The sequence below is a fragment of the Arthrobacter sp. SD1074B genome, assembly GCF_056780195.1.
Window position 1 is genome coordinate 2,954,975 of sequence record NZ_JBRAZT010000001.1, and the last position, 25,522, is coordinate 2,980,496.

General features: G+C 68.4%; 20 protein-coding genes. 4 read left to right on the forward strand and 16 right to left on the reverse strand.

The annotated features are described in order from the left end of the window. Nucleotides 1–39: 39 nt before the first annotated feature. The 4 genes from ACUYM2_RS13685 to galU form a co-directional block, all read right to left on the reverse strand. Nucleotides 40–840: an SDR family oxidoreductase gene (locus ACUYM2_RS13685; RefSeq protein ID WP_481600552.1), complete on the reverse strand. Its 801-nt coding sequence runs from the start codon at nt 838–840 to the stop codon at nt 40–42. 79 nt (nt 841–919) lie between these two features. Next, nucleotides 920–1,879, reverse strand: coding sequence for a hypothetical protein (locus ACUYM2_RS13690; protein ID WP_481600553.1), 960 nt, complete (start codon nt 1,877–1,879; stop codon nt 920–922). Nucleotides 1,880–1,978: 99 nt separating this feature from the next. Then, nucleotides 1,979–2,620, reverse strand: a complete 642-nt coding sequence (locus ACUYM2_RS13695) for a GNAT family N-acetyltransferase (RefSeq protein WP_481600554.1) — start codon at nt 2,618–2,620, stop codon at nt 1,979–1,981. Nucleotides 2,621–2,624: 4 nt separating this feature from the next. Beyond that, nucleotides 2,625–3,530: a UTP--glucose-1-phosphate uridylyltransferase GalU gene (gene galU / locus ACUYM2_RS13700; RefSeq protein ID WP_481600555.1), complete on the reverse strand. Its 906-nt coding sequence runs from the start codon at nt 3,528–3,530 to the stop codon at nt 2,625–2,627. 104 nt (nt 3,531–3,634) lie between these two features. On the opposite strand from galU, the gene ACUYM2_RS13705 reads away from it, so the two are divergent. From ACUYM2_RS13705 to ACUYM2_RS13715, 3 genes are all read left to right on the forward strand, one after another. Continuing rightward, complete coding sequence (locus tag ACUYM2_RS13705) at nt 3,635–4,273, forward strand: 5-formyltetrahydrofolate cyclo-ligase (protein ID WP_481600556.1); 639 nt, start codon at nt 3,635–3,637, stop codon at nt 4,271–4,273. A gap of 155 nt (nt 4,274–4,428) precedes the next feature. Continuing rightward, nucleotides 4,429–4,686, forward strand: a complete 258-nt coding sequence (locus ACUYM2_RS13710) for an FmdB family zinc ribbon protein (RefSeq protein ID WP_346960259.1) — start codon at nt 4,429–4,431, stop codon at nt 4,684–4,686. 359 nt (nt 4,687–5,045) lie between these two features. Further along, nucleotides 5,046–5,612 (forward strand): RcpC/CpaB family pilus assembly protein, encoded by a 567-nt coding sequence (locus tag ACUYM2_RS13715; RefSeq protein ID WP_481600557.1) that lies wholly within the window; start codon nt 5,046–5,048, stop codon nt 5,610–5,612. Between the two features lie 36 nt (nt 5,613–5,648). On the opposite strand, the gene ACUYM2_RS13720 is transcribed toward ACUYM2_RS13715, so the two are convergent. From ACUYM2_RS13720 to ACUYM2_RS13770, 11 genes are all read right to left on the reverse strand, one after another. Then, nucleotides 5,649–5,906: a hypothetical protein gene (locus tag ACUYM2_RS13720; protein ID WP_481601528.1), complete on the reverse strand. Its 258-nt coding sequence runs from the start codon at nt 5,904–5,906 to the stop codon at nt 5,649–5,651. A gap of 57 nt (nt 5,907–5,963) precedes the next feature. After that, entirely contained in the window at nt 5,964–9,845 is a 3,882-nt protein-coding gene (locus ACUYM2_RS13725; protein WP_481600558.1) for an AAA family ATPase, read from the reverse strand. Nucleotides 9,846–9,986: 141 nt separating this feature from the next. Beyond that, nucleotides 9,987–11,576 (reverse strand): glutamine-hydrolyzing GMP synthase, encoded by a 1,590-nt coding sequence (guaA, locus tag ACUYM2_RS13730; protein ID WP_481600559.1) that lies wholly within the window; start codon nt 11,574–11,576, stop codon nt 9,987–9,989. Nucleotides 11,577–11,671: 95 nt separating this feature from the next. Beyond that, on the reverse strand, nt 11,672–12,184 hold the full coding sequence (locus ACUYM2_RS13735; RefSeq protein ID WP_481600560.1) for a DUF3817 domain-containing protein: 513 nt from the start codon (nt 12,182–12,184) through the stop codon (nt 11,672–11,674). Continuing rightward, nucleotides 12,181–13,038: an SURF1 family protein gene (locus ACUYM2_RS13740; RefSeq protein WP_481600561.1), complete on the reverse strand. Its 858-nt coding sequence runs from the start codon at nt 13,036–13,038 to the stop codon at nt 12,181–12,183. The genes ACUYM2_RS13735 and ACUYM2_RS13740 overlap by 4 nt, the downstream gene beginning before the upstream one ends. Before the next feature lie 121 nt (nt 13,039–13,159). Further along, nucleotides 13,160–13,648: a PTS sugar transporter subunit IIA gene (locus ACUYM2_RS13745; RefSeq protein WP_481600562.1), complete on the reverse strand. Its 489-nt coding sequence runs from the start codon at nt 13,646–13,648 to the stop codon at nt 13,160–13,162. A gap of 63 nt (nt 13,649–13,711) precedes the next feature. Further along, nucleotides 13,712–15,463, reverse strand: coding sequence for a glycerol-3-phosphate dehydrogenase/oxidase (locus ACUYM2_RS13750; protein WP_481600563.1), 1,752 nt, complete (start codon nt 15,461–15,463; stop codon nt 13,712–13,714). Nucleotides 15,464–15,554: 91 nt separating this feature from the next. Further along, on the reverse strand, nt 15,555–16,691 hold the full coding sequence (locus ACUYM2_RS13755; RefSeq protein WP_481600564.1) for a GuaB3 family IMP dehydrogenase-related protein: 1,137 nt from the start codon (nt 16,689–16,691) through the stop codon (nt 15,555–15,557). Nucleotides 16,692–16,880: 189 nt separating this feature from the next. Next, on the reverse strand, nt 16,881–18,722 hold the full coding sequence (locus ACUYM2_RS13760) for an ABC transporter ATP-binding protein (protein WP_481600565.1): 1,842 nt from the start codon (nt 18,720–18,722) through the stop codon (nt 16,881–16,883). Between the two features lie 111 nt (nt 18,723–18,833). Continuing rightward, complete coding sequence (gene guaB, locus ACUYM2_RS13765) at nt 18,834–20,345, reverse strand: IMP dehydrogenase (protein WP_481600566.1); 1,512 nt, start codon at nt 20,343–20,345, stop codon at nt 18,834–18,836. Between the two features lie 182 nt (nt 20,346–20,527). Beyond that, nucleotides 20,528–22,612 (reverse strand): acyltransferase family protein, encoded by a 2,085-nt coding sequence (locus ACUYM2_RS13770; protein WP_481600567.1) that lies wholly within the window; start codon nt 22,610–22,612, stop codon nt 20,528–20,530. Between the two features lie 147 nt (nt 22,613–22,759). Between ACUYM2_RS13770 and ACUYM2_RS13775 the strand changes: the two genes are divergently transcribed. Then, nucleotides 22,760–23,728, forward strand: a complete 969-nt coding sequence (locus tag ACUYM2_RS13775) for a DUF389 domain-containing protein (protein ID WP_481600568.1) — start codon at nt 22,760–22,762, stop codon at nt 23,726–23,728. A 171-nt stretch (nt 23,729–23,899) separates the two neighbouring features. On the opposite strand, the gene groL is transcribed toward ACUYM2_RS13775, so the two are convergent. After that, a complete protein-coding gene (groL, locus tag ACUYM2_RS13780; protein WP_481600569.1) occupies nt 23,900–25,510 on the reverse strand; it encodes a chaperonin GroEL in 1,611 nt (536 codons plus the stop codon). Nucleotides 25,511–25,522: the final 12 nt, after the last annotated feature.

The window sequence follows — 25,522 nt, forward strand, 5'->3', positions numbered from 1 at the left end:
CGCCGCTCCCGAGGGAACGGCGTCGTCAACGTTCCTAGGCTACAAACTATCGGCCCGCATTGCCAGCCAGCCCTCGAATGTCTGTGTGCCGTGTCGTTCTCCAGGTGCCAGGTTGTGGCCGGCGCGCAGGTATTTGCCCATCCCGCCGGGCAGCGGCAGCTCCACCACGCGGCCGCGCGTCCCCGACGCCCGCTGCCAGATGATGGCCAGTTCCCGCATGCCCAGGATCTCCGGTCCCCCAATGGTCCGGACCCGGTGCGGCACGCCGGACGGGGCCTCCAGCGCGGCGTCAATCAGCGCGGACGCCACGTCGGCGGGCGCGATTGGCTGGAACCGGGCCCCTTTGACCACGGGAACCAGCCGGAGCCTGGAACCAGCGGCAAACACGCTTGCGAGCAGGGAATGGAACTGCGTGGCCCGAAGCACCACGGTCTCCAGGCCGGACCGCTGATACACCCGTTCCTTGGCTGCCTTTGACTTGTAGTAGCCGAAGCTACTGCGGTCGCAGTTGACGATCGAGAGCATCACGGCCTTCGGGACCCCGGCGTCCCGGGCGGCGGCCAGCAGCCGGGCTCCGCCGTCGGCAAAGTTCCGCAGCGCTGCACCGGAGCGCCCCTCGAGACAATCAACGACGACGTCGGCTCCGGCCAGCGCCGCGGCCAGCCCCTCCCCGGTGGTCACGTCCGCGCGGAAGTACGCGGCGCCGTCGACGTGCCCGGAGGTCCCCGGAGCGGGCGGATGGCGGCTGAGCACGGCCACCCGGTGCCCTCCGCTGACCGCCTGGCGCACCACTTCGCGGCCTACTAGTCCGGTGCCGCCGGCAACGCAGATTCTCGTCATGCACGTCAGGCTACCGCGCGCGGGCAAGAAAAAGCCCCGGGCGGCCGCTTCAACGGCCGCCCGGGGCGGAGAAAGTGGGTCAGGCGCGGCGGCGCTGCAGGACGTCGTCGAGGTTGCTGAGGGCACTCTGGCCCTTACCGAGCGGCTTCGCCTCGGCGGCGGCCGCCTCGGGCTGCCGGGCGGCCTGCTTCAGCGACGGCTTGCCGACGGCTTTCGGGGCTTCCGGCAAGTCCAGCGGTTCGGGGGCGGCGCGTTCGGCTTTCGGCGCTTCCACGTAGGTCGGCTTCGGAACCTCCACGGGCTCCCAGCTGGAGCCCTCCGCGGAGGCCGGATCGCCCACGCGGCGGACGGAAGTATCACCGGAGGCCGCAGCCTCGGCCATGGCCGCCTGCCTCAGCTCGTCTGCCGTGAGCGGCTTGCGGGCGGGCTGGGGCTTGGGGGCGCCGGCTTCGGCGTCGAAGAGCGGGATCTCCTTCACGGGTCCCGCCGCGTTGCCGGCATTGCCCGGCATCAGGGAGGTTCCGGCGGAGGACCCGGGGGCCGGGGCACCCATGGCCAAGCGGAAGGCGGCCTCCAGCTTGCGCCGGCGGTCCCGCACCGCAAGCCTGCGGAGCAGCGCGACGGTTGCAATGGCGCCCAGCAGGGCGGCGGTGGGCAGCCATCCGGACCCAATGCCGAAGATCCTCAAGGCCGCGGAGATAATCCCGGTGAGCAACAGGAGCAGGCCGACGAGGGCCAGTGCCAGCCGGCCGTAGCGGATCCGGAACGCCGGAGCCGCGGGTGTCCGGCCGCCGTCGAAGGAACCCGGGGCTGACTCGGGGCGCTGCGTACTCGTCATCGGTCTCTCCTGCAGGGCCGCCATCTTCATGACGTTGCCGGCTTGGGGGTCTGCTTTTTCTACCTGCACGGCATCCTTTAGGAGTTCTCCCGCCGGTTGCAGCTGGTGGTGGCCGTTCCGGAGCATGTAGGGAGCCACCCAGACGATCCAGAGCGCAACAACAATGACAAGGATCACTGAGCTGCTAAGAGGGAAGTCCACAATCAAAACCGTATGAGCAAGACGGCGGAGCGGGCGGCATTGGCGGCGGTGTGTCGCGAGGCAACTGCCAAATCACTGGAGATATGACGAAACGGCTGGTCAGGCCGGGGTTTCCGGTGACCGGCCCGCGCGGGTTTCCAGCCACCGCGCCAGCAGGCCTTCGGGCACTTCCTCGGCGGTCAGGGCGAAGGTGCGGTGGTCCGCCCATTGCCCGTTGATGTGCAGGAAACGGGGCCGGTAGCCCTCGTCCCGGAAGCCGAGTTTTTCCACCACGCGGAGGCTGGGGCGGTTTTCCGGGCGGATGTTGATTTCCATCCGGTGCAGCCCCAGGGTGCGGAAGCAATAATCCGTCGCCATCGCAACCGCGGTCGGGGCGATGCCCTGGCCTGCGCGGTCCTGGTCGACCCAGTAGCCGAGGGTGGCCATCATGGCCGAGCCCCAGACAATCGATGAGACCGTCAACTGTCCGACGATCACCGGTTCCTTGAAGCCGGGGGTCCAGGCCGTGATCACGAACGGCAGCGCCGTGGCCTGCGCGGCCTGCGCCTTGAGGGACCGCACCATTTGGCGGTAGTCGGGCAGGCCTCCGCCGGGAACCGGGTTGGATGCTTCCCAGGGGGCCAGCCATTTGTCGTTGCGGGCACGGAGCTCGCTCCACTCCCTGCGGTCCCGGTATCGGATCGGGCGCAGCACGAGGTCGCCGCACTCGAGGTTCACCGGCCAGGTGAAGCCGCCCGCCACGGGACTACTTCGTCAGGCCGGAAGTGAAACCGGGCAGCCATTCACGCAGGCCGGGACCGAGGTCTTCGCTGTCGCAGGCAAGCTGGACGCAGGCCTTGAGGTAGCTGAGCTTGTCGCCGGTGTCGTAGCGGCGGCCGCGGAAGATCACGCCGTACACGCCGTAACCTTCGCCTTCGCCGGCGGAAAGTTCCTGCAGGGCGTCGGTGAGCTGGATTTCGCCGCCGCGGCCGGGCTCGGTCCGCTCGAGGACTTCGAACACCGCGGGGTGAAGGACGTACCGGCCGATAATGGCCAGGTTGGAGGGGGCCTCATCGACGTCGGGCTTCTCCACGAGCTGCTTGATCCGGACGTATTCCTCGCCCTCGACGGTTTCGACGTCGGCGCAGCCGTAGGCGCTGATCTGCGAGGGCTCGACCTCGATCAGGGCCACAACCGAGCCGCCGGTCTTCGCCTGGACTTCGATCATGGTGCTGAGCAGCTCGTCGCGCGCGTCGATGAGGTCATCGCCCAGCAGGACTGCGAACGGTTCGTAACCGACGTGCTGCTTGGCGCGGAGCACGGCGTGGCCCAGGCCCATCGGGTCGCCCTGGCGGACGTAGTGGATGTCGCCGAGGTTGCTGGCGGCCTGGATGGACTCCAGCTTGGCGGTGTCTCCCTTGGCCTCCAGCGTCGCTTCCAGCGTGGGCACGCGGTCGAAGTGGTCCTCGAGGGCGCGCTTGTTGCGTCCGGTGATCATCAGGACGTCATTGAGGCCTACGTTCACGGCTTCTTCAACCACGTACTGGATGGCCGGCTTGTCGACGACCGGCAGCATCTCCTTCGGCATCGCCTTGGTGGCGGGAAGGAAGCGGGTGCCGAGGCCCGCAGCGGGGATGACGGCCTTGCGGACGGAGGCGTTGGGTGTAATCACTGGACTAATCTAACTGAGGGGGCAAAACATCAGGTAATTGTCCTCCGCTCGGCAGCCGCGGCAGCCCGCCAACCGGTGCCGCCCAGCCGAAAGGACGCCACCGCATGAGCACCAAGGAAGAGATCCGCTCCCGCCACCGCTTACGCCGGGCCGCCCTGTCGCAGGCGGAACTGGCCGCGGCCGGGGCCGCGATTGCCCGCCGCGGGCTGGCCTGGGCCTCCGGCCTGGCCGACGGCGGGCAGCGCACCTTCGCCGCGTACTTCGGCGTCGGCTCCGAGCCGCCCACCCTTCCGTTGCTGGCCGCCCTGCACGACGCCGGCCACCGGGTGTTGCTCCCCGTCTGCGAACCGGACCTGACGCTGAGTTGGGTGTACTGGACCCCCGTGTCGGAGTTTGTCCGCAGCCGCTACGCCCCCATCCAGGAACCCGCCGGCGAACGGTTCGGCACGGCGGAGGTGCGCCGAGCCGCTGCCATCTTCCTGCCCGCCACGGCCCTGGACCATTCGGGCAACCGGATCGGCCAGGGCGGCGGCTATTACGACAAATTCCTGGCCGCGCTGGCGGCTTTGCCTTCGGGCGGCGCCGGAGCCAAGGAGAGCCCGGTGCCGACGGCGGCGGTGGTCTACGACGCCGAGGTGCTGCCGGCGGGCAGCATTCCCGCGGAGTCGTTCGATCAACGGGTCGACTTTGCGCTGGCCCCCGGCGGCCTGGTCGCGCTTTCAGGGCATTCTCGGCCTTCCTAGCCGGAGCCCGGCGGGTGATAGAATTGGCACTCAGGCCCTGCGACTGCTAATGCCAGATTTTGTTGGCGCTCGGATTCGCGCCCACCGGTTCCGGTGGCAACGATCCAGCCACGGCAGCACGGGACCTGCTCGTTTGTCCTAAAGGAGGAATCCCAGTGCCCACGTATGCATATGCCTGCAAGGACTGCAGCCACGCCTTCGAAACGGTGCAGTCCTTTACGGACAGTTCCCTGACGACCTGCCCGGAGTGCCAAGGGACGCTGCGCAAGAAGTTCAACAGCGTCGGTGTCGTATTCAAGGGCTCAGGCTTCTACCGGACCGACTCACGGGACTCCAAAGGCAGCGCCGTCGCGCCTGCCACTCCCGCTGCAGCGCCGGCGACCTCCACGACGGCGTCCGCCGCCGCCAGCTAGCATCCGGCGGGTTCGTCCCGCCCGGCTCGCGGCAGCGCGTTTGTCCACATAGCGCCGCCGCCGGCTGCCGTGGACGCTCCGGCTGGCCGTAGCGTGGCGGCATGGCACACCGCCGCCGTTTCCTCCGCCCGCCGCCTTCGGGTTCAATGTTCTCCGGGTCGCCACGTTCCGGATCACCGCCGACCGGTGCTGCGGCACCTGCCCGGCCGGCATCGGCAGCCCGCTCGGCACGGTTCCAGCCGCCGCGCGCTGACCCCGGACGGGGCAGCCGGAAGCTGCTGCCGCGGCGGCGGCTTCGCGCCTTGCTGGGCCGACACCGCCGGTTGGCCGTTGCCCTGCTGCTTTGCCTCGCAGCCGGCATGACCGTGCAGCAACTAACTCCGGTACCCGACGCCACCGTCGCGGCGTGGGCCGCGGCCAAGGACCTCCCGGCCGGCCGCGTGCTGGCTGCCGCCGACCTCGCCGCCGTACACGTCCCGCCGGGATTGCTTCCCGGCGGTTCCTTGGAGCGGGCCGCTGTCGAGGGCAAACAACTCGCCGTGGCCTTGCGCCAGGGCCAGCTCCTCTCGGACTCCCAGCTCGTGGGACCGGGGCTGCTGGCCGGCAGCCCGCCGGGCGCGGCAGCCGTGCCTCTTCGAATGGCGGACCCGGCCTCCATTCAGCTGGTCTCCCCCGGCCAGCTGGTCAATGTGGTGATCACCAGCGGTGACGGCTCCGGGCCGGCCCCGGCGTCCCGGCTGCTCGCCTCCGCGGTACCGGTCCTGTGGACCTCCCAGCAGGGAGGAAAGGCCGGCCCATGGCTCGACGCAGGGGACACGGACGGGCTGATGGTGGTGGCGGCGGACCCGGAGCAAGCCCAAAGACTCGCCGGAGCCTCCACGCAGGGCAAGCTCTTCTTCGTCCTGGTGCGGGCACGGCCCGGCTGAACGGAAGACGCCAGGTGTCAGTTGCAGGCTCGCTGCTCAGCCCCAGTGCGGCGGCCGCTGTTCCTTGAGCCAGGCGTCGTGGTCGTAACTGCCGGGCTGGTCGCCCCAGCGCCGCGGATCGTCTTCAGCGGCCTTGTTGGGCAGCAACCCCCCGGACGCCGCGGGCCTGCCGGCTTTCGTGTCCTGCGGTGCCCGGTGCCGCGCCCCACGGGGTGCCGTCTCCTGGGGCTGCACGCCGTTGCCGTCGCCGCCCTGCTCCGGGGAGTCGTTCTCATTGTTGCCGCCTGCGTTCATGCCGCCGGCCTCCTTGCTGCGAATAGCTCTTCCCTAGTGCCGGGCACCGTCCGCCGGTTACCCGCGGTCGGCGGCGGCAGGAGCGTAGGCTTCCTGCGCGTCGTCGACGCTGAGGTTCTCGATGTCATCGGAGAAGCCGGGCGAAGTGCTCGCGCGTCTCGGCGACGTTGGCTTCTCCAGGCCGAGGTAGCCGCCGATCCGGTCCGCGCAGGCGGAGGGATCGGTGAAGACCTCTATGGTCCATAGTGGCATGTACCGCCAGCCCAGGCGCTCCAGCAACTGCGGGCGGAGCCGGCTGCGCTCACGCACTGTCATCCGCCGGTACCGTTCGGTGCCGTCAGACTCGATGGCAACCGGGCGGGGAATCTCGGCGTCGTCCTGGCCGATGGTGTGCATCGGGTCGGCTGCGGCAACCATGTCCAGGACGCCGTCGTACTGGTGCCAGACCCGCGCGCCGCGGGCACGGAGCCGGTCCCCGAGGTCGGCGACCAGCGGGTCGGCGCCGAGCGCCTGCTCGCTGGCAACGGCGCGGGAGGCCGGGCTGCCCAAGTCGGAGTTGCCTGCAATTTCGCGGTCCAGGAGTTCGTAGAAGTCCACCGCGCCGTGGCTCAGCCGGGTGACGTCCAGGTCCTCGGGCCGGAAGCAGCTCAGGACGTGCAGTGAGCGTCGTGCGCGGGTCATCGCAAGGGCGAACTTGGCGCGGCCCCCGTCGGCGGACAGCGGGCCGAGGCTGTGCAGCGCGCGCCCGTGCGGAGTGCGGCCGTAGCCGGGCGAGAAGATGACGTGCTCGCGGACCAGGCCCTGGGCGCGTTCGAGGTCGACCACCCGGAACGATTCGTCGCCGGCGGTGAAGAAGCTGGCCAGCAGGGGGTAGTTGGGCAGCTGCCGCCTGATGGCCTCGCCGATCCGGGCGGCGTGCCGCAGGCTGCCGGTGACGACGGCCAGGGACGTGCGCGGTCGCAGCCTCGCATGTTCGAAGACCAACTCCACTGCACGGTTGACCTCGGCCACGACCGATTCAACGCCGTCGTGGTCGGCACTCGGCAGGCCCGTCCCGTCCGGAAGGTACTCCACCGCCAGCGCCCGGTCCAGCCCGGTGGCCGACTGGCCCTCGGGCAGCCGGCGGAGTTCGCCGTCGTAGAACCCCTTGCTGAGCTGCCGCACGAGGTCCTCGTCGACGGCACGGTAGACGGTCCTCAGTTTCCGGACCGGCAGCACGGCGGCCAGGGCCTGGTAGGCGCTGTCCACTGGCTGGTACGGGTTCTCGCCGGCGGCGAGCCGCTCCACACCGACGGTGAAGCTGCGCGGGCTGGCGATCCTGTCGTCGCCAAAGGCGATGACCTGCCGGGAACGGGCAACGGCGGGGAGCACGGCCTGCAGCGAGGTCGCTTCGGCGTCCAGGATCACCACCGCGTCAAAGCGCTGCTCTGCGGGCAGCAGGCTGGTCAGAAGGTACGGGCTGACGGACCACACCGGCACCAGCATGGGGACCAGCTCAGGCGATTGCGCGGTCAGCGCCGCAGGGGTCACCCGGCCGTCCTTGAGCAGGCTTCGCAGCAGGTCCGCCTGCCGGGGGTGCTCGCTGAGGGCAGCACGCCAGCGTTCGGCCAGTTTCCAGCGCAACCGGGCAGCGCCGCTGGCGATGTGGGCGTTGTCCGCGAGGCGGTACTCCGCCTCGAGCTGGCGGAGGGCGTCGCCGTCGGACATGGCCAGGTAGTCGTCGCCGCTGATCATGGCTTCCAGGGCCGACTGCCACCAGGCCAATTCAAGCTCCGCGGCCACCGACTCGGCCGGCACCTCGCGCTCGGCCAGGTCGTCGAGCAGTTCACCGAGACCGTGTTCGCGCATGTTCTCCACCAGCAGCGTCCGCTCGGGCAGGGTCTCCAGCGTTGCGGTGTCGGCGACGAGTCGCTCCAGGCGCTCCAGCAATTCGTTGTAAGGGGTGTCGCGGACGGATCCGCCCGCGGCGGTGTGCTTGACGGCGGCTCCCAGCTCGGCCAGCTCGGCTTCCAGTTCCCGGTACAGGGAGGTGATCTCCGCCAGGCCGGAGGGAACGGCCGGGTGGCGTTGGGTGGTGGCATACCCGGCCCAGCTGGCCCGCTGCTCCTGGACCAGCACGAGGGAACTGTGGAGGTCCGCGATGTGCACGCCGGGCCGGACGTATTCCTTGGCGACGCGGCGCAGCCGGGAGCGCTGCATCGACGCCATTTCAATGTTCCGCTCACGGCGCCACGAGGACGGAGCGGTCGCCGAAATCAAGTCATGGACAGGGCGATCGAAAATGTCGGGGGTGAACTTGTCCAAGCTCTCCCGGACCGCGACCAGCAGGTCGATCTGGTCCCCCCACTCGGCAAACGTCCCCCCGAGGCGGATCTCCGCGTGTTCGGCGACGCCGTTCATCCGTTCGCGCAGCTGCGGGAGCTTCTCCGCCACGGAGCGCGCCACCTGCTGCGCTTCCTGGGTTTCCTTGCGGGTGAGGAGCCGGGCGCCGTGCCACGGGCTCATGGTCGAGGCGCGGCTGAAGCTGCCAAGCTCGGCCGCCCGGCGGAGCCGTCCCGCCAGTTCCTCGCGGTCCCGGATGCTGTCCAGCACGCTGCGCTTGAGCCGGACCGTGGTGGCCGGGGCCGGGTGGATGGCGGTCAGCGCCGCGAGTGACTGCATCGCCTCGTACGGCGAGCATCCCCAGCGCTGGCGGATGTTGTGCAGCGACGCGACGTGGTCCATCAGTGCGTGCCGGTGCTCGGTCAGTGTGGCATGAAGGTTCTTCAGCTGCGGTTCGAGTGACTTTTCGTTGCGCACAATCGCCCGGACCAGCTGGCCCTTAAGCTGCAGTGGCGTGGCGTTGCCGGCGAGCTGCACGAGCACCGAGTCGAGCCCCAGCGTCTCCAGCTGGGCGGAGACTTCGGCCAGGCTGGCCCGGCGGTCGCCGACGACCAGGACGCTTTTGCCTTCGTCGACCAGGGCGCCGATGGTGTTGATCGCGGTCTGGGTTTGGCCGGTGCCGGGCGGGCTGCTGACCACCAGGGAATCGCCGGCGCGGACGGCGTCCACGACGTACTGCTGGTCTGTGTCGGCGTCGAGCAGGAGGAGTTCCTCGGCGGGGCTGCGCTCATCGGTGCTCGGGAAACGCCCGTCCTCCAGCACGGGGACGTCCACCGGAGCGCCGGCGGCGGCGCGGCCCAGCGCAGCCACGAGCGCGTTGTTCTGGTTGATCCACGGGTCGTCCAGGTTGCCGGACAGGTCCGCAAACGTCGAGACCAGCAGGTTGTGCTCGATTTCGGCGCCGTGGATCGGCTGGATCAGGGTGCCGAGGCGGTCCAGCACGGGCTGCGGATCGTACCGGGCCGTGCTGTAGGCCATCCGGGTTACGGCGTTGACGTCAAAGACGATCCCGTGGACGGTCTTCAAATGGCGGACCAGGGCCGGATTGATCCGGGCCTGCTCCGTGAGCTGCAGCTCATAGTCGTCTTCGCCCGGGCGGAGGGTCAGGGAAATGGCGGTGAGCATGACGGGTGCGGACACCCGTTGCGGCTTGCCCCCGACTGCGGAGGTCCAGACGACGGTTCCGGCGGAGAAGTAGCCGGCGTCGATGCCGCGGTCGTTGGCGAGTTCGAAGATTTTGGACCGCAGGTTGCGGGAGGCCCGCGCGGCAACGACGTATTGCTGGCGGTCGCGGATCAGGGTCGACAGGCGGGTCCGGCGGCCGGCCATCAGCTGGGCCAGGCCGGATGGGTGGGCGTGGGTCAGGTCAATGGAGCCCTCGGGCGTTTTCGTAAAGCGCAGCATGGTGTCTGCTCCGGTGACGGGCTTAAGACCCGACAGCCATTTCCTGAACTCCTCGGAGCCCTCGGGGTGGCCTTGACCAACTGACACTGCTGCCTTCTTTTCTGTGCTCACGGTTGCTGACTGCGCGCGGGACGCCCTGGACCATACCGGCATGCTTTCGAGGTTAGCCCGAATCCGGAGCCAGTGCCGGGCCGCAACACTGGCGCACGCCAAATTCGTGTGCAAATTGCTTTCGCGCCGCAACCGGGCCAAAAGCAAATGGCCGGCCTCGAAAGAGGCCGGCCATTCACGCCGCTATTCCCACTCGATGGTTCCCGGCGGCTTGCTGGTGACATCCAGCACGACGCGGTTCACGCCGTCGACTTCGTTGGTGATCCGGTTGGAGATCCGGGCCAGCAGGTCGTACGGCAGCCGCGACCAGTCGGCCGTCATGGCATCCTCGGAAGACACCGGGCGCAGCACGATCGGGTGGCCGTAGGTGCGGCCGTCGCCCTGCACGCCCACGCTGCGGACGTCCGCCAGCAGCACGACGGGCATCTGCCAGACCTCGTTGTCGAGGCCGGCCGCGGTCAGCTCGGCGCGGGCGATCGCGTCGGCCTTGCGCAGCAGGTCCAGACGCTCCTTGGTCACTTCGCCGACGATCCGGATGGCCAGGCCGGGGCCCGGGAACGGCTGCCGGCCGACGATTTCCTGCGGCAGGCCAAGCTGGGCACCGACAGCACGGACTTCGTCCTTGAACAGGGCCCGCAGCGGTTCAACGAGTTCGAACTGCAGGTCTTCGGGCAGGCCGCCCACGTTGTGGTGGCTCTTGATGTTCGCTGCACCCTCGCCGCCGCCGGATTCCACGACGTCGGGGTACAGGGTTCCCTGGACAAGGAACTTGATCTTTTCACCGTGCGCTGCGGCGTCGGCGATGATGGCCAGTTCGGCTTCCTCGAAGGCGCGAATAAACTCGCGGCCGATGATCTTGCGCTTGGTTTCCGGGTCACTGACGCCCGCCAGGGCGGCCTGGAAGCGGTCCTGTTCGTTCGCGACGTAGAGCTTGACGCCGGTGGCAGCAACAAAATCGCGTTCCACCTGCTCGGCTTCGCCTTCGCGCAGCAGCCCGTGGTCCACGAAGACGCAGGTCAGCTGGTCGCCGACGGCGCGCTGGACGAGCGCGGCGGCCACGGCCGAGTCGACGCCGCCGGAGAGGCCGCAGATCACCCGGGAATCGCCGACCTGCTCGCGGATCCGTTCGACCTGCTCCTCGAGGATGTTGCCGGTGGTCCAGTTCGGTTCCAGCTTGGCCCCCTTGAACAGGAAGTTCTCCAGGACCTGCTGGCCGTAGGCGGAGTGCTTCACCTCGGGGTGCCACTGCACACCGTAGAGGCACTTCTCCTCGTTGGCGAAGGCGGCGACGTTGGCGCCCGCCGTCGTCGCGAGGACCTCGAAGCCCTCCGGCGCCTCGTGCACAGAGTCGCCGTGGCTCATCCAGGTGCTCTGGTGCTGCGGCATGCCCTCGAGGATGGAGCGGCCTGCACCGAGGGTGGTGGTCTCGGTGGCGCCGTACTCGCGCAGGCCGGTCTGGGCCACCTTGCCGCCCAGGGCGTTGGCCATGGCCTGGAAGCCGTAGCAGATGCCGAACACGGGGACGCCGGCTTCGAACAGGTCGGCGCCCACGCTCGGGGCGCCCTCGGCGTAAACGCTCGCGGGGCCGCCGGAGAGGATGATGGCGGCCGGGTTCTTGGCCAGCAGCTGCTCGGTGCTATAGGTATGCGGAACGACTTCCGAATACACATTCGCTTCCCGGACGCGGCGGGCAATCAGCTGCGCGTACTGGGCACCGTAGTCAACAACCAGCACGGGCCTGTGGGACGTCTGGGATGCAGTGGGAGTGGTCACCCTCCTAGCCTACTTTGCGCCCCGGCTCCCCCGCACATCGAGAAGCCCCGGGTAAGCGAACTCACAGGCCGCGGGCCGCTGCCCGGCCAAGCTGCTCAGTAGCGCTGCGGCGCCTGCGGATTGGCGGCGAGTTCGGCCTCCACCTCGGCGTGGAACTTCTTTTCCACGAAGAACGACAGGAACGGCACGACGCCGCCCAGCGCCAGGATGATCAGCTTGGCAAAGGGCCAGCGCATCAGCGACCAGAGCCGGAAGTTGGACATCAGGTACACGACGTACATCCAGCCGTGCACGATCAGCACCGCGATGGACAGGTTCACTCCGCCGATGACTCCCGGCGGCTCGGCGTCGGCGAAGCCGAAGCTGAACGGCTGGCCGGTGACGGCGTTGGTGCCGCCGGCGAAGAGGTACTGGCCGAAGACGTAACGGGCGATCAGCTCTGCGCAGAGCAGCAGCAGCATCGAGCCGGTCAGGTAGGCGAGCACCTTGTAGAACTTCAGGGCCGAGCGGATCTGCGCCTCGGTGCCGCCGAAGCGGCGCTTCTTCCCGCTGGCGCTTCCCGTTCCATTGGACTGCTGCGGCTGGATGGCCGGCTGGGGCTCGATCATGATTGCACTCTCGGATTGGTTGGATTGGTCTCGGGGGAATCAGTGTCGTGGGGCGGGCCCGCGGCGAGCCGGGCGGCCGCTTCGTCCTGGGCGTCTTCGAGGCCCCGGCGGTAGTCGTCCTTGACCAGGCGCCACCAGATGAAGAGCGCGAAGCCGGCAAAAACCACCCACTCCGCGGCGTAGAACAGGTTGAGCCAGTTCACCGTCTGCGCGGGCGGCTGCGGACCGATATTGAGCGGTTTGATCGCACCGGACGCGGCCACATTGGCGTTGCCGGAGCGCTCGGCGCTGGCGGCGACGAACCCGGGGTAGCTGCTGACGTCCCAGAGGTTGATGAGTTCGGCGACGGAGACGGCGCTGGCCCGCCCCGGGCCTGCGTCGGTGTTGGGCAGCGGCGCTTCGGACGGGATCAGCCGGCCGGTGAGTTCAATGGTGCCCGACGGCGGCGCCGCGGCGTCCGCGGCGTCGGCGACCCAGCCCCGGGCCACCGGAATCCAGGTCTGCGGGGAGGCTCCGGCGCCCGTCAGGGCGGGTGCGCCCTGCACCGCGAAGGCGGAAACGATCCAGAAGCCCTTGGCGCCGTCGTTGATCCGGCCCGGAACCAGGACCTGCTTCTGGGGGTCGTAGCGGCCGGTGGCGGTGACGACCTGGTCGGCCACCGAGCCGGGGAAGAATTGCCCGGGCTTCAGGACGCCGGTCAGCGGGCGGGGCTCCTCGGTCCCCGCGGAAACCGGCGCCTCGGCCCGGGTGGAGCGGCCGAACTGCCACTGGCTCAGCAGCACGAACACCCCGGATATCACGATCGCGAGCACGAGGCCTGCGATCCAGCGGGGTTTGAGGGCGGTTTTCAGCACTCCTTAACCGTACTTCGTCCGCCTGTAGAACAACGAAACGGCTCTGTACACCTGCCGCCAGGGTGGGGCAGCACGGTCCCTGCGTGGCGACACAGTAGACACGAACGGGCCTGCGCCAACCCTAGTGGTCGAAGAACACCAGGCTGGAGTTGATCAGTTCGGCGATCACTTCAGGGTCGTAGGCCCGGCGGAGCGACTCCCGGAAGGACTCCTTGGACAGCGAGCGCGCCAGGGTGGCCAAGACCTCCAGGTGGTCCGAGAAGGAGCTTGCCGGCGTCGCGATCAGCAGGATGACGGTGGCCGGGCCGTCGGTCGCACCGAAATCCAGCGCCTTGCCGTACTTGGTAATGCCGACCGCGATCGAGGTGCGGGAGACGAACTCGCTGCGGGCGTGGGGCAGTCCGATTCCGCCGGGCAGCCCGGTGGCCAGCTGGTGTTCGCGGGCGTTGACGTGGCCAAGGAACCCTTCAAGATCGGAGATCCGGCCGGCCTCATACATCCGCTGCGCGAGCTGGGCGGCGGCGTCGAACTTGTCCTCGGCGTCCAGCTCCAGGATCACCATCTCTGGCGTGGTGAGCTCGGCATCGTACCGGTCCAGTGGTTCCGCCAAGAGGTGTCCCTTCGAAGTGTCGTCGGTGCACGCCGACTGCTGGTGCGCCGGACGGCAGCCCGGTCAGCGCAGCGGAACGATGTCCTCGACGCCCAGGCGTGCGGCGTCCGCGGATTCGTCGTCCGGCTGCTCCTGGCTCAGCCGTTCGGCGTCGACCCGGGCCAGGTAGTGCTTGATTTCGCTCTCGCGCTGCGCATCGCTCCAGCCGAGAACCTCACCGATCAGTTTAGCGACTACCGGGGCGGCGGATACACCACGGTCCCAGGCCTCGATCGAGATGCGGGTGCGCCGGGTCAGTACGTCCTGGACGTGGCGGGCGCCTTCGTACCTGGCCGCATAGACGGCCTCGGCCGCCAGGTAGTCGTCGGCTCCGGGCAGCGGCTCGGCCAGTTCGGGGTTTTCGCCGATCAGCGCCAGCACCTCCGGAGCCATGGAGCCGTAGCGGTTGAGCAGGTGTTCAATCCGCGCGACGTGGACGCCGGTCTCCTCCGCCATCCGGTTGCGTTTGTTCCACGCGGCTTTGAAGCCGCTGGCGCCCAGCAGCGGGATGGATTCGGTGCACGACGGCGGGACGCGTTCGTCCATGCTCCGGGTCGCCTCGTCCACGGCGTCCTTGGCCATGACCCGGTAGGTGGTCCACTTGCCGCCGGCCACGACGACAAGGCCGGGAACCGGATGTGCCACGACATGTTCGCGGGACAGCTTGGCCGTCGAGTCGTTTTCACCGGCCAGCAGCGGCCGCAGCCCGGCGTAGACGCCTTCGACGTCCTCGCGGGTCAGGGGCCGCTTGAGGACCTTGTTGACGTGTTCGAGGATGTAGTCGATGTCTTTGCTGGAGGCCGCCGGGTGCGCCTTGTCCAGATGCCAGTCGGTGTCGGTTGTGCCGATGATCCAGTGCCGGCCCCAGGGAATGACGAACAAGACCGATTTCTCGGTCCGCAGGATCAGGCCCACCGTGGACTGGAAACGGTCCCGCGGCACCACCAGGTGGATCCCTTTGGAGGCGCGGACCTTAAGCTGGCCGCGGTCGGTGACCATCGCCTGCGTCTCGTCGGTCCAGACGCCGGTGGCGTTGATGACCTGTTTGGCCCGGATGTTGAAGCTGGTACCGTCCTCGTGGTCTACCACCTTGGCGCCGACGACGCGTTCGCCCTCGCGCAGGAAGTCCACCACCGCCATCTGGTTCACCGCGTGCGCGCCGTAGTAGGCAGCGGTGCGCACGAGGTTCGCGACGTATTTTGCGTCGTCGACCTGGCCGTCGTAGTAGCGGATGGATCCGACGAAGGCGTCGTCCTTGAGGCTGGGCGCCGCGCGCAGGGTGCCGCGCCGGCTCAGGTGCTTGTGGAACGGGACGCCCCGGCTGTGCCCGCCGGTGATGGACATGGCGTCATAGAGGGCGATGCCGGAGCCGACGTAGGGCCGCTCCACGAAGCGTTTCGTGAGCGGGTAGAGGAACGGGACCGGCCGGGCAAGGTGCGGGGCGAGGACCGAGAGGATCAGCCCGCGCTCGTGCAGCGCCTCCTTGACCAGGGCGAAGTCCAGCATTTCCAGGTACCGAAGGCCGCCGTGGATAAGCTTCGAGGACCGCGACGACGTTCCCGCGGCCCAGTCGTTGGCCTCGACGATGCCCACGCTCAGGCCGCGGGTGACGGCGTCCAGGGCGGCGCCGGCGCCGACAATGCCGCCGCCAACGATCAGGATGTCGAGTTCCTTGCCGGGCTCCGACGTGGCCTTGAGGGCCGCCAGGGACGCCTCGCGCTCCTGGGGTCCGAGTGCGCCGCCTGCCTTGGGAGCCCCACCGGGAAAACTGTTCATCTCACGCCTCCGTCCGGATCAAACCTCGTAGTGCACCACACTACTTCCAAGTTCTCCGGTTGGGCAGGGCCAGAGCCGGCCCGCGCAGCGCCTAGTTTCCGGCGTAGGGCGAGACGACGACGTCGACGCGCTGGAATTCCTTCAGGTCCGAGTAACCGGTGGTCGCCATCGAGCGGCGCAGCGCTCCGATCAGGTTCGAGGTGCCGTTGGTGTGGTGGCCCGGGCCGAACAGGACCTCTTCGAGGGGTCCGACGGTACCGACGTTGGCCCGGTCGCCGCGGGGAATTTCCAGGTGGTGGGCCTCCTGGCCCCAGTGCCAACCCTTGCCGGGGGCCTCTTCGGCGCGGGCCAGGGCGCTGCCGAGCATCACGGCGTCTGCACCCATGGCGATGGCCTTGACGATGTCGCCCGAGGTTCCCATGCCGCCGTCGGCGATCACGTGCACGTAACGTCCGCCCGACTCGTCCATGTAGTCCCGGCGTGCGGCCGCGACGTCGGAGATGGCGGAGGCCATCGGCGAGTGGATGCCCAGGGCGCGGCGGGTGGTGCTGGTGGCCCCGCCGCCGAAGCCGACAAGCACGCCGGCGGCTCCGGTGCGCATCAGGTGCAGGGCCGGGGTGTAGCCGGCGGCTCCGCCGACAATCACCGGGACGTCGAGTTCGTAGATGAACTGCTTGAGGTTCAGCGGCTCGTGGTCCTTGGAGACGTGCTCGGCCGAGACGGTGGTGCCGCGGATGACGAAGATGTCCACGCCGGCGGCCACCACGGTTTTGTAGTGCTCCTGGGTGCGCTGCGGGGTCAGCGAGCCCGCCACCGTAACCCCGGCGGCGCGGATCTCAGCCAGCCGCGAGGTGATCAGTTCCGGCTGGATCGGGGCTTGGTAGAGGTCCTGCATGCGGCGGGTCACGGCCGGGCTGTTGGTCTCGCTTCCCAGGGCTGCGAGCTGGTCCAGAATCGGCTGCGGGTCCTCGTAGCGGGTCCACAGGCCTTCCAGGTCGAGGACGCCGAGGCCACCAAGGCGCCCCAGCGCAATGACGGTGTCCGGTGACATCGCGGAGTCCATCGGCGCGGCAATGACCGGCATGTCGAACTTGTAGGCGTCGATCTGCCAGGAGACGGAGACGTCCTTGGGATCGCGCGTACGGCGGTTGGGGACGATCGCAATGTCGTCCAGGGAGTAGGCACGACGCCCACGCTTGCCACGGCCAATCTCAATCTCGTAAGTCACGTGCCCACTTTACTTGACCCTGCCCCGGACCCGGCATTTGGCCGCACCACGGGCCCGCGGAGGCCTCCCTTCCCGGGGGGACATGCCCATTTTTCGTGCCCGGGAGCGGGCAGAGGGCCACTATGTCCACCGGACGTCGCCGGCGGAGGGCATGCCCCGCGGCTCGTCCCGCGGCTCGGGCCGGCGGGATCAGACCCCCTCGGCCTCATCCACCGCGAGCTGCGATTCGAACATCCGGAAGTAGCGGCCGCGCAGGGCCACGAGTTCCTTGTGCGTGCCCTGCTCGACGATCCGGCCGTCCTCGAGCATGTAGACGATGTCGGCCTTTTCGATCGTCGCGAGCCGGTGGCTGATGGCGATGATCGTGCTGCTGCGGTCGGCGAAGAGCCGGGTAAAGATCCGGTGTTCGGCCAGGGCGTCGATCGCCGACGTCGGCTCGTCCATCACCATAAAGGAAGCGCCCCGGTAGAAGTTCCGGGCCATCGCCAGCCGCTGCCACTGGCCGCCGGACAGCCCGCTGCCCTTTCGGCCGCGAGGATCCTCCATCCAGTTGCTGACATGGTTGTCCAGCCCGTTGGGCAGCTTGTTGATGAACTCGAGGGCCTCCGCGTCGGCTGCGGCCCGGCGGATCCGTTCGTCATCGCGCGGCGCATCGACGTCGCCGAAGAAAATATTCTCCGCGGCGGTGGCGAATTCGTATTTGAGGAACTCCTGGCTGAGCACCGCGAGGTGGCGGTGCCAGGACTTCACGTCGACGGCGGCGAGGTCGACGCCGTCGAGCAGTACTTGGCCCGAATCCGGGCGGTAGAGCCCGGCGAGGATCCGGATCAGAGTGGACTTGCCGGCCCCGTTCTCCCCCACCACCGCAATGTGCTGGCCCTGCCGGATGGTCAGTGAGATGCCTTTGATGACTTCCAGGTCGCTGCCGGTGTACGTGTACCGGATGTCCCGCAGCTCCACGGTCCGGGGCGCCTGGAGCAGCGGCGGCGCGTGCTCGGAGTGCACCGGCAGCGCCATGAACAGTTCGTAGTCCTTGAGGTTCGCGAGGTCCTCGTCGATGGAACTGAGCGATGAGACCAGGCTGTTGGCGGTGGAGAGGGCGCGGCTGACGATCTGCTGGACGTAGAGGAACTGGCCCACCGGCTGGGCGCGGGCGATGATCTGCCCCACCACCCAGATCAATGAGACCACCTCGGCCCCGTACTGCAGGGCGTCGGCGGCGAGCTGTTTGGGAATGTAACGCTTCTGGAAGTCCAGCCGGCGCTTTTCGTCCGCGTCCCGGAGCCGCGAACGGAGGCCCATCAGGTAGCCGACAATCCCGTACAGCCGCATCTCGGCGATGTGCTGCGGGCGCAGCAGGTTGGTTTCGATCATTCGGCGCTGCCGGCGCGAATCGACCTGCGTGTTCCAGTGCGCAATCTGCTCGCGGGAGAGCTTGAATTGCAGGTAGACGCTGGGCACGATCGCGACCAGCACGATCACTGCGATCCACCAGCTGACCAGCAGCAGCGCGCCGATCGCCAGGATCACCGAAACGAGCTGGGTGAAAATCGCGGCGATCCGGTCCAGCACCCGGGCGTAGGAATCGGAGAACCGCTTGGCCCGGTCGTACAGGTCCACCGTCTCTTTGTCGTCGTAGCGCCAGAATTCCAGGGCGAGGAACCGCTCGTACATCAGGTCCCCGACGATGGCCCCGACCCGGAAGCTCATGAGCTGCTGGATATAGCGGTCCACACTGCTGAACGCTCCCCAGAACAGGCCGAGCGCCGCCGTGATGATGACGTAGACAATGGCCTGCTGCCCGGCCGCGGCGTTGCCCGCGTAGGCGGCCGCCAGCGCCGTCGTGGTCAACGCGGCAAAGTAGGTGGTGACGAGCGGCAGCAGCGCCGAGATCAGCGAACCCACGACTTTCATCACGACGGCGGCGGGCGAGGCGCGGAAACTGACCCGCAGCACCTGCGCCACCGCCCTGGCGTACGGCCGCAGCGCCAGTTTGCGCTTGGGCTCGCGGGCGGGCAGGAGTTCGGACATGCCTCCAGCCTAGGACACGCGTCTTCCCAACCAGCTAGCTGCAGGGGCCGTTATGAGCGCCCAAAACGGCCCCTGCTGCGAGTCAGTTGAGTGAATCCTGCAGGTAGGGGATTAACGCGAACCGTAGTTCGGGGCCTCCACCGTCATCTGGATGTCGTGCGGATGGGACTCCTTCAGCCCGGCAGGGGTGATGCGGACGAACTTGCCGCGGGCCTTGAGCTCGGGGACCGTCGGGGCACCGGTGTAGAACATGGTCTGGCGGAGGCCGCCGACCAGCTGGTACGCGACCGAGGCCAGCGGTCCGCGGTAGGCCACCCGGCCCTCGATGCCTTCCGGGATGAGCTTGTCGTCGCCGGAGACGTCAGCCTGGAAGTAGCGGTCCTTGGAGTACGAAGTGTTCTTGCCGCGGGTCTGCATGGCGCCAAGGGACCCCATGCCACGGTAAAGCTTGAACTGCTTGCCGTTGACGAAGATCAGGTCGCCCGGGGACTCATCGCAGCCGGCCAGCAGGGAGCCGAGCATCACGGTGTCGGCACCGGCAACCAGGGCCTTGCCGATGTCGCCGGAGTACTGCAGGCCGCCGTCGGCGATCAGCGGAACGCCGGCCGGGATGGCCGCTTTGGCCGATTCGTAGATGGCGGTGATCTGCGGGACGCCGACGCCGGCCACCACACGGGTGGTGCAGATGGATCCCGGCCCCACGCCGACCTTGATGCCGTCGGCGCCGGCGTCGATCAGGGCCTGCGCGCCTTCGCGGGTGGCCGCCTGGCCGCCGATGATGTCCACGTGCGCGGCCACCGGATCGGACTTGAGCCGCCGGATCATGTCCAGCACACCCTGCGAGTGGCCGTTGGCGGTGTCCACGAAGAGGGCGTCCACGCCGGCGTCGACCAGGGCCATGGCACGTTCCCAGCCGTCCCCGAAGAACCCGATGGCGGCGCCGACGCGCAGCCGGCCCTCATCGTCCTTGGTGGCCAGCGGATACTGCTCAGCCTTGGTGAAGTCCTTGGTGGTGATGAGGCCCTTGAGCCGGCCCTGCTCGTCGACGAGCGGGAGCTTCTCGATCTTGTTGGTGGCGAGCTTGTGCGAGGCTTCCTCGCGGCTGATGCCGACATGCCCGGTGACCAGCGGCATCTTGGTCATGACATCGCTGACCAGCCGGATCGGAAAATCCGACTCCGGCACGAAGCGCGTGTCGCGGTTGGTGACGATGCCCAGCAGCCGCATACCCTCGTCCACGACCGGCAGGCCGGAGACCCGGTAGTGCGAGCAGATCTCGTCCAGCTCGGCCAGCGTGGCCTCGGGCCCGATGGTGAGCGGGTTGGTGATCATGCCGGATTCGCTGCGCTTGACCCGGTCCACCTGGTCGGCCTGGTCGGCGATCGAGAGGTTCCGGTGCACGACGCCGAGGCCGCCCTGGCGGGCCATGGCGATGGCCATCCGCGACTCGGTCACGGTGTCCATCGCGGCGGAGAGCAGCGGCGTGTTCACGGTGATGCGCTTGGAAATCCGCGAGGACGTGTCAGCCTCGGAGGGGATGACGTTGGTGTGCCCGGGCAGGAGCAGTACGTCGTCGTAGGTCAGGCCAACAAAGCCAAAGGGGTCGTGTTCGGGCTGGGTCATGAGTGCGCCTCTTACCTTGGGTTTCTGGGGTTCACGGGTAGGGGTTGCAGCAGATGACCAGCCCGTCATTACGGGCATGGCCTGTGCAGAAGTGTTGTCTAAATACTAGAACCTTGGCGGCAATCCCCATATTCCGGGCAGCGAATGTGAGCAACGGCATCCGCCGGACGGTACCGGCCGCCTCACTTCCAGCCGGTGGCCGCGAGCAGCCGCTTCTCGAACATCGGGATCATGCTTTGGACGTAGGTCTTCGTCAGGTGGTTGTCGTCCTTGTAGACGTACACGTTCCCGACGACGGCGGGGCAGGTCCCGTCCGCGCAGATGAAGTCGCTCATGTCCATCAGGTGCAGGCGGGCGACCTTGCCGCGGTAGGCGTCCAGCGGGGAGGACGCGGCCAGGGATTCCTGCAGCGGGACGTTGCACTCGGCAGCGTCGGCGCCCTTCGTCTGGACGCACTCGGGCATGTTGATGGTGAACCGCGGGTTGTCGCGGATGCCGACGACCTCGATGCCGGCGTCGGTGAACGGCTTGATGCCCTCCAGGTACCGGGGCACCTCGGTTTCAAACGGGGCTTCCTTGTGCGTGAGCGAGGCGACCGTGAAGACGGCGTCGGGCTTGTGCGTCAGGACGTACGCGGAGCTGGCCTTGTTGAAGGCGTTGCAGTCGGCGTCGCGCTCGGGGGTCTCCCCGCCGAAGCGGCAGTTTCCCTTCAGCAAGGTGACGACTTCCCAGCCGTGGCTCTTGGCGATGGGTCCCAGCGCGGCCATGTACTGCTGCGCGTGCGAGTCGCCAAGCACCACGATCCTCTTCGTCACTTTGTCCGGCCTGCTGTTTTGCAGGCAGCCCGAGAGCAGCGGATCACTGGGCACGTTGCCGTCGGTGCAGAGGCCGTCAATGTCGGCCCATTCGTTCTTCATGGCGGCCGGGGCGGGGATGATCTTGGCTTCCGGCGTCGGTTTGCCGGCGTTCTCCGGGGCCAGCGCGGCGGCGCCCGGGGTCAGCTCCTTCGGCTGGGACGCGGCCGCGGCTTCATCGGCCACGATGTTGCTCTGCCAGAGCGTGACCGGGCCGGCCAGCAGCGCACCGCAGGCGGCAATGACGACGGCGGTGCGCCAGGCGCGGCGCTGCGGCCAATGCCATTCGCGCAGCGGCTTCTCGACGAAACGGGTGGTCAGCACGGCCAGGACCAGAGCGGAGGCAACGATCGCGAGTCCCTGCCACAGGTTCGGCGCGCTGAGGCCGGCCCCGGCCAGGGCCAGCACGAGCAGCGGCCAGTGCCAGAGGTAGAGGGCGTAGGAGTTATCGCCCAGGGCGACCAGCGGCCGCCAGGTCAGGAAGCGGTCGACGCCGAAACGGCTGCCGCTCCGCCCTGCCACGATGATGGCAGCGGCAGCAAGCGTGGGCCAGAGTGCGATGAATCCCGGGAAGGAACGGTCCACGGTCAGCAGCAGCCCGCAGGAGAGCATGGCGGCCAGGCCGGCCCAGCCCAGGACCAGGCGCAGGACCTTGCCCGGCTTCAGGTACGGCAGCGCCAGGGCCAGCAGCGAGCCCAGCGCGAACTCCCAGAGCCGGGCCCGGGTGTCGAAGTAGGCGTAGGCCTGGTTGCTGGCGGTCTGTTCGATGGAGTAGAGCAGGGACGCGGCGAAGATCGCGCCGAAGGCCAGGGCCAGGATCAGGCGGTAGTTCAGCAGGCGCTCGTCGAGGCGGGTCCAGCGGCGGAGGGCGCGGCGCAGCAGGGCGGCGCCGGCGAACACGAGGGGCCACAACAGGAAGACCTGCCCCTGGATGGAGAGCGACCAGAAGTGCTGCAGCGGGCTGGCGCCCGAGTGGTCCTGGGCGTAGTAGTCCACGGCGGTGTCGGCGAGCAGCCAATTCTGCCTGTACAGCAGGGACGCCCAGGCCTGGTCGAGGACATCCGGCCACCGGCTTGCCGGCAGGATTGCCCAGGTGCCGATCAGCACGCCAAGGACCACCACGACGACGGCGGGCAGCAACCGCTTGAGCAAGTGCAACCAGTGGCTCAGGAGGCGCAGCGGTTTGCCGCTCTCCACCTTCCGGGCAAAGCTCAGGGTCATCAGGAACGCCGAGATCAGCAGGAAAATGTCCACGCCGCCGGAGACCCGGCCCAGCCATACGTGGTAGGTCACCACCATCAGGACGGCTAGGGCACGCAGGCCCTGCACTTCCGGGCGGTAGCCCGACTTGCGGCTCGCGGGAGAACCTGCGGCCGCGTGCTGCGGGCTGGCTGTGGTTCGCTCGTTCGACACTTGGGACCTCTCAGGCCGACTTCCAAAACATCAATGTTACCGAAACGTAATTTTCTTTGCCAATCGCCAGGGGCCGCCTCCGGCCGGGATTCGGGCGGTTTGGTCCGCCTGCGCCGCTAGTCTGGTACGAGTCGAAGGAGGCCGCGCGTGATCGTGCAGGTGCGGGTATGTGTCCCGGAGGAGCTCTCCGCTGCCGTGGTGGAATGCTGCTCCCGGGAGCTTGGCGTGGCGGAGGTGGCATTGCACCCCGGCGCCTCGGTGGTGCCTCCGGGCAACGTCATCCTCGTGTTCATGGCCCGGGAATCCGTCGAGGCGCTGATCGAGAAACTCCATGCCCTCAACGTCCAGGACGTGGGATCCATCGCGGTCATGACGCCCGAGCTGGTTCTTTCCGACCGCGCGGACAAGGCGGTCGCGGAAGCGCCGGGCGAGGGCGCGGACGCCATGATCTGGGATGAGGTGTCGCGGCAGACCGGGGAGGACTCCCGGCTTACGTGGAGTTATCTGGCGTTCCTGGTCTTGGCGACCCAGTTGGCCGCGATAGGGATCGTTACCGACTCGACGATTGCGATCGTCGGTGCCATGGCGGTAGGGCCCGAGTTCGGGCCGCTCGCCGCACTGGCGGTGGCGCTGGTCCGGCGGCAGTGGCGGCTGGGCCGCAGCGCGGCGCTGGCCCTCGGTGTGGGATTCCCCGTCGCCATGCTGGCTGCGGCGTTCACCGCCTGGCTCTCCGTGCCGCTGGGGCTCTTTCCCGCCGACACGCTGGACCGTGGTTCGGCGGTGGACTTCATCTACCACCCGGGGCCCTATTCCCTGATTGTTGCCCTGCTCGCCGGCACTGCCGGCATGCTGTCGGTGATCAGCCGTCGCTCGGCGGCCCTGATCGGCGTCTTTATCTCCGTCACCACCGTCCCAGCCGCCGGCTTCGTGGCCGTGGCCCTGGTGCTGGGTGAGTACCAAAAGGCCGCGGGGTCGGCCCTGCAGCTCCTAGTGAACCTGACCGGGATTGTGGTCTCGGCGGTGGCGGTGCTGCTGTTCTACCGGCTCATCACCAAGCGGCTGCCGCGCGATGCCGCGCGCAGGCTGCGCCGGGACGCCCGGCGGCCGCGGCGCTAACCGGCCCGCTATTCCCAAGCCGTGGACTCAAGGAGCCTGGTCCGTGGTGGTACGTGACCACCATCAGCACGGCGAGCGAGCGCAAGCCCTGGATTTCCGGCCTGAAGCTGTGGGCGACAAAAAGGACCGGACCAGCTGACGCTGATCCGGTCCTTTTATTGCGCGGAAACCTTAGTGCTGGTGCCCGGCGTGTTCGTCCTCATCGGCCGGCTTTTCCACCACGAGGGTTTCGGTGGTGAGAACCAGCGCGGCGATGGAGGCCGCGTTGCGGAGGGCCGCACGCGTGACCTTGACGGGATCGATGACACCGGCCGCGATCAGGTCTTCGTATTCGCCGGTCTTGGCGTTGAAGCCCTGGTTGACCTCGGATTCGGCCACCTTGGCGACGACGACGTAGCCGTCGAAGCCGGCGTTCTGGGCGATCCAGCGCAGCGGCTGGGTCAGGGCCCGGCGGACGATGCCCACGGCAGCTGCCGCGTCGCCGTCGAGTGCCTGCACGGCCGGATCCTCGTCGAGCGCCTTGAGGGCGTGGATGAGGGCTGAGCCGCCGCCGGCCACGATGCCTTCTTCGAGGGCAGCGCGGGTGGAGGACACTGCGTCCTCGATGCGGTGCTTCTTTTCCTTCAGCTCGACCTCGGTGGCAGCGCCGACCTTGATCACGCCGATGCCACCGGCCAGTTTAGCCAGGCGTTCCTGCAGCTTTTCCTTGTCCCAGTCGGAGTCGGTGCGGGTCAGCTCGGCGCGCAGCTGGGCGACCCGGGCCGCGACGTCCTCGGCTGAACCGGCGCCGTCGACGATGGTGGTGTTGTCCTTCGTCACGGTGATGCGGCGGGCGGTGCCGAGCACCTCAAGGCCCACGGTGTCCAGGCTGAGGCCCAGTTCCGGGGAGACAACCTGCGCGCCTGTGAGGGTGGCGATGTCCTGCAGCATGGCCTTGCGGCGGTCGCCGAAGCCCGGAGCCTTGACGGCCACGACGTTCAGGGTGCCGCGGATGCGGTTGACGATCAGCGTGGAGAGGGCCTCGCCGTCGACGTCTTCGGCGATGATGAAGAGCGGCTTGGAGCTCTGCAGCGCCTTTTCCAGCAGCGGCAGGAATTCCTGGACCGAGGAGATCTTGCCCTGGTTGATCAGGATCAGGGCATCCTCGAGCACTGCTTCCTGGCGTTCCGCGTCCGTGACGAAGTACGGGGACAGGTAGCCCTTGTCGAACTGCATGCCCTCGGTGAGGACCAGCTCGGTCTGCGTGGTGGAGGACTCCTCGATGGTGATCACACCATCCTTGCCGACCTTGCCGAAGGCCTCGGCCAGGAGCTCGCCGACCTCATCGCTCTGCGCGGAGATGGCGGCAACGTTGGCCACCTGCGTGCCCTCAACCGGGCGGGCGTTCTCCAGCAGGCGGGCGGCAACGGCCTCGACCGAGACCTCGATGCCGCGCTTGATCTGGCCCGGGGCGGCGCCGGCTGCAACGTTGCGCAAGCCTTCCTTGACCAGGGCCTGGGCGAGCACGGTGGCGGTGGTGGTGCCGTCACCGGCGACGTCGTTGGTCTTGGTGGCGACCTCCTTGGCGAGCTGGGCGCCAAGGTTTTCGTACGGGTCGTCCAGTTCGACTTCGCGGGCGATGGTGACGCCGTCGTTGGTGATCGTGGGGGCGCCCCACTTCTTGTCCAGCACGACGTTGCGGCCGCGGGGGCCGAGCGTCACCTTGACCGTGTTGGCGAGCTTATCGATGCCGGCTTCGAGCGACCGGCGGGCAGCGTCGTTAAACGCGAGCTGCTTTGCCATGGTGTTGTCCTT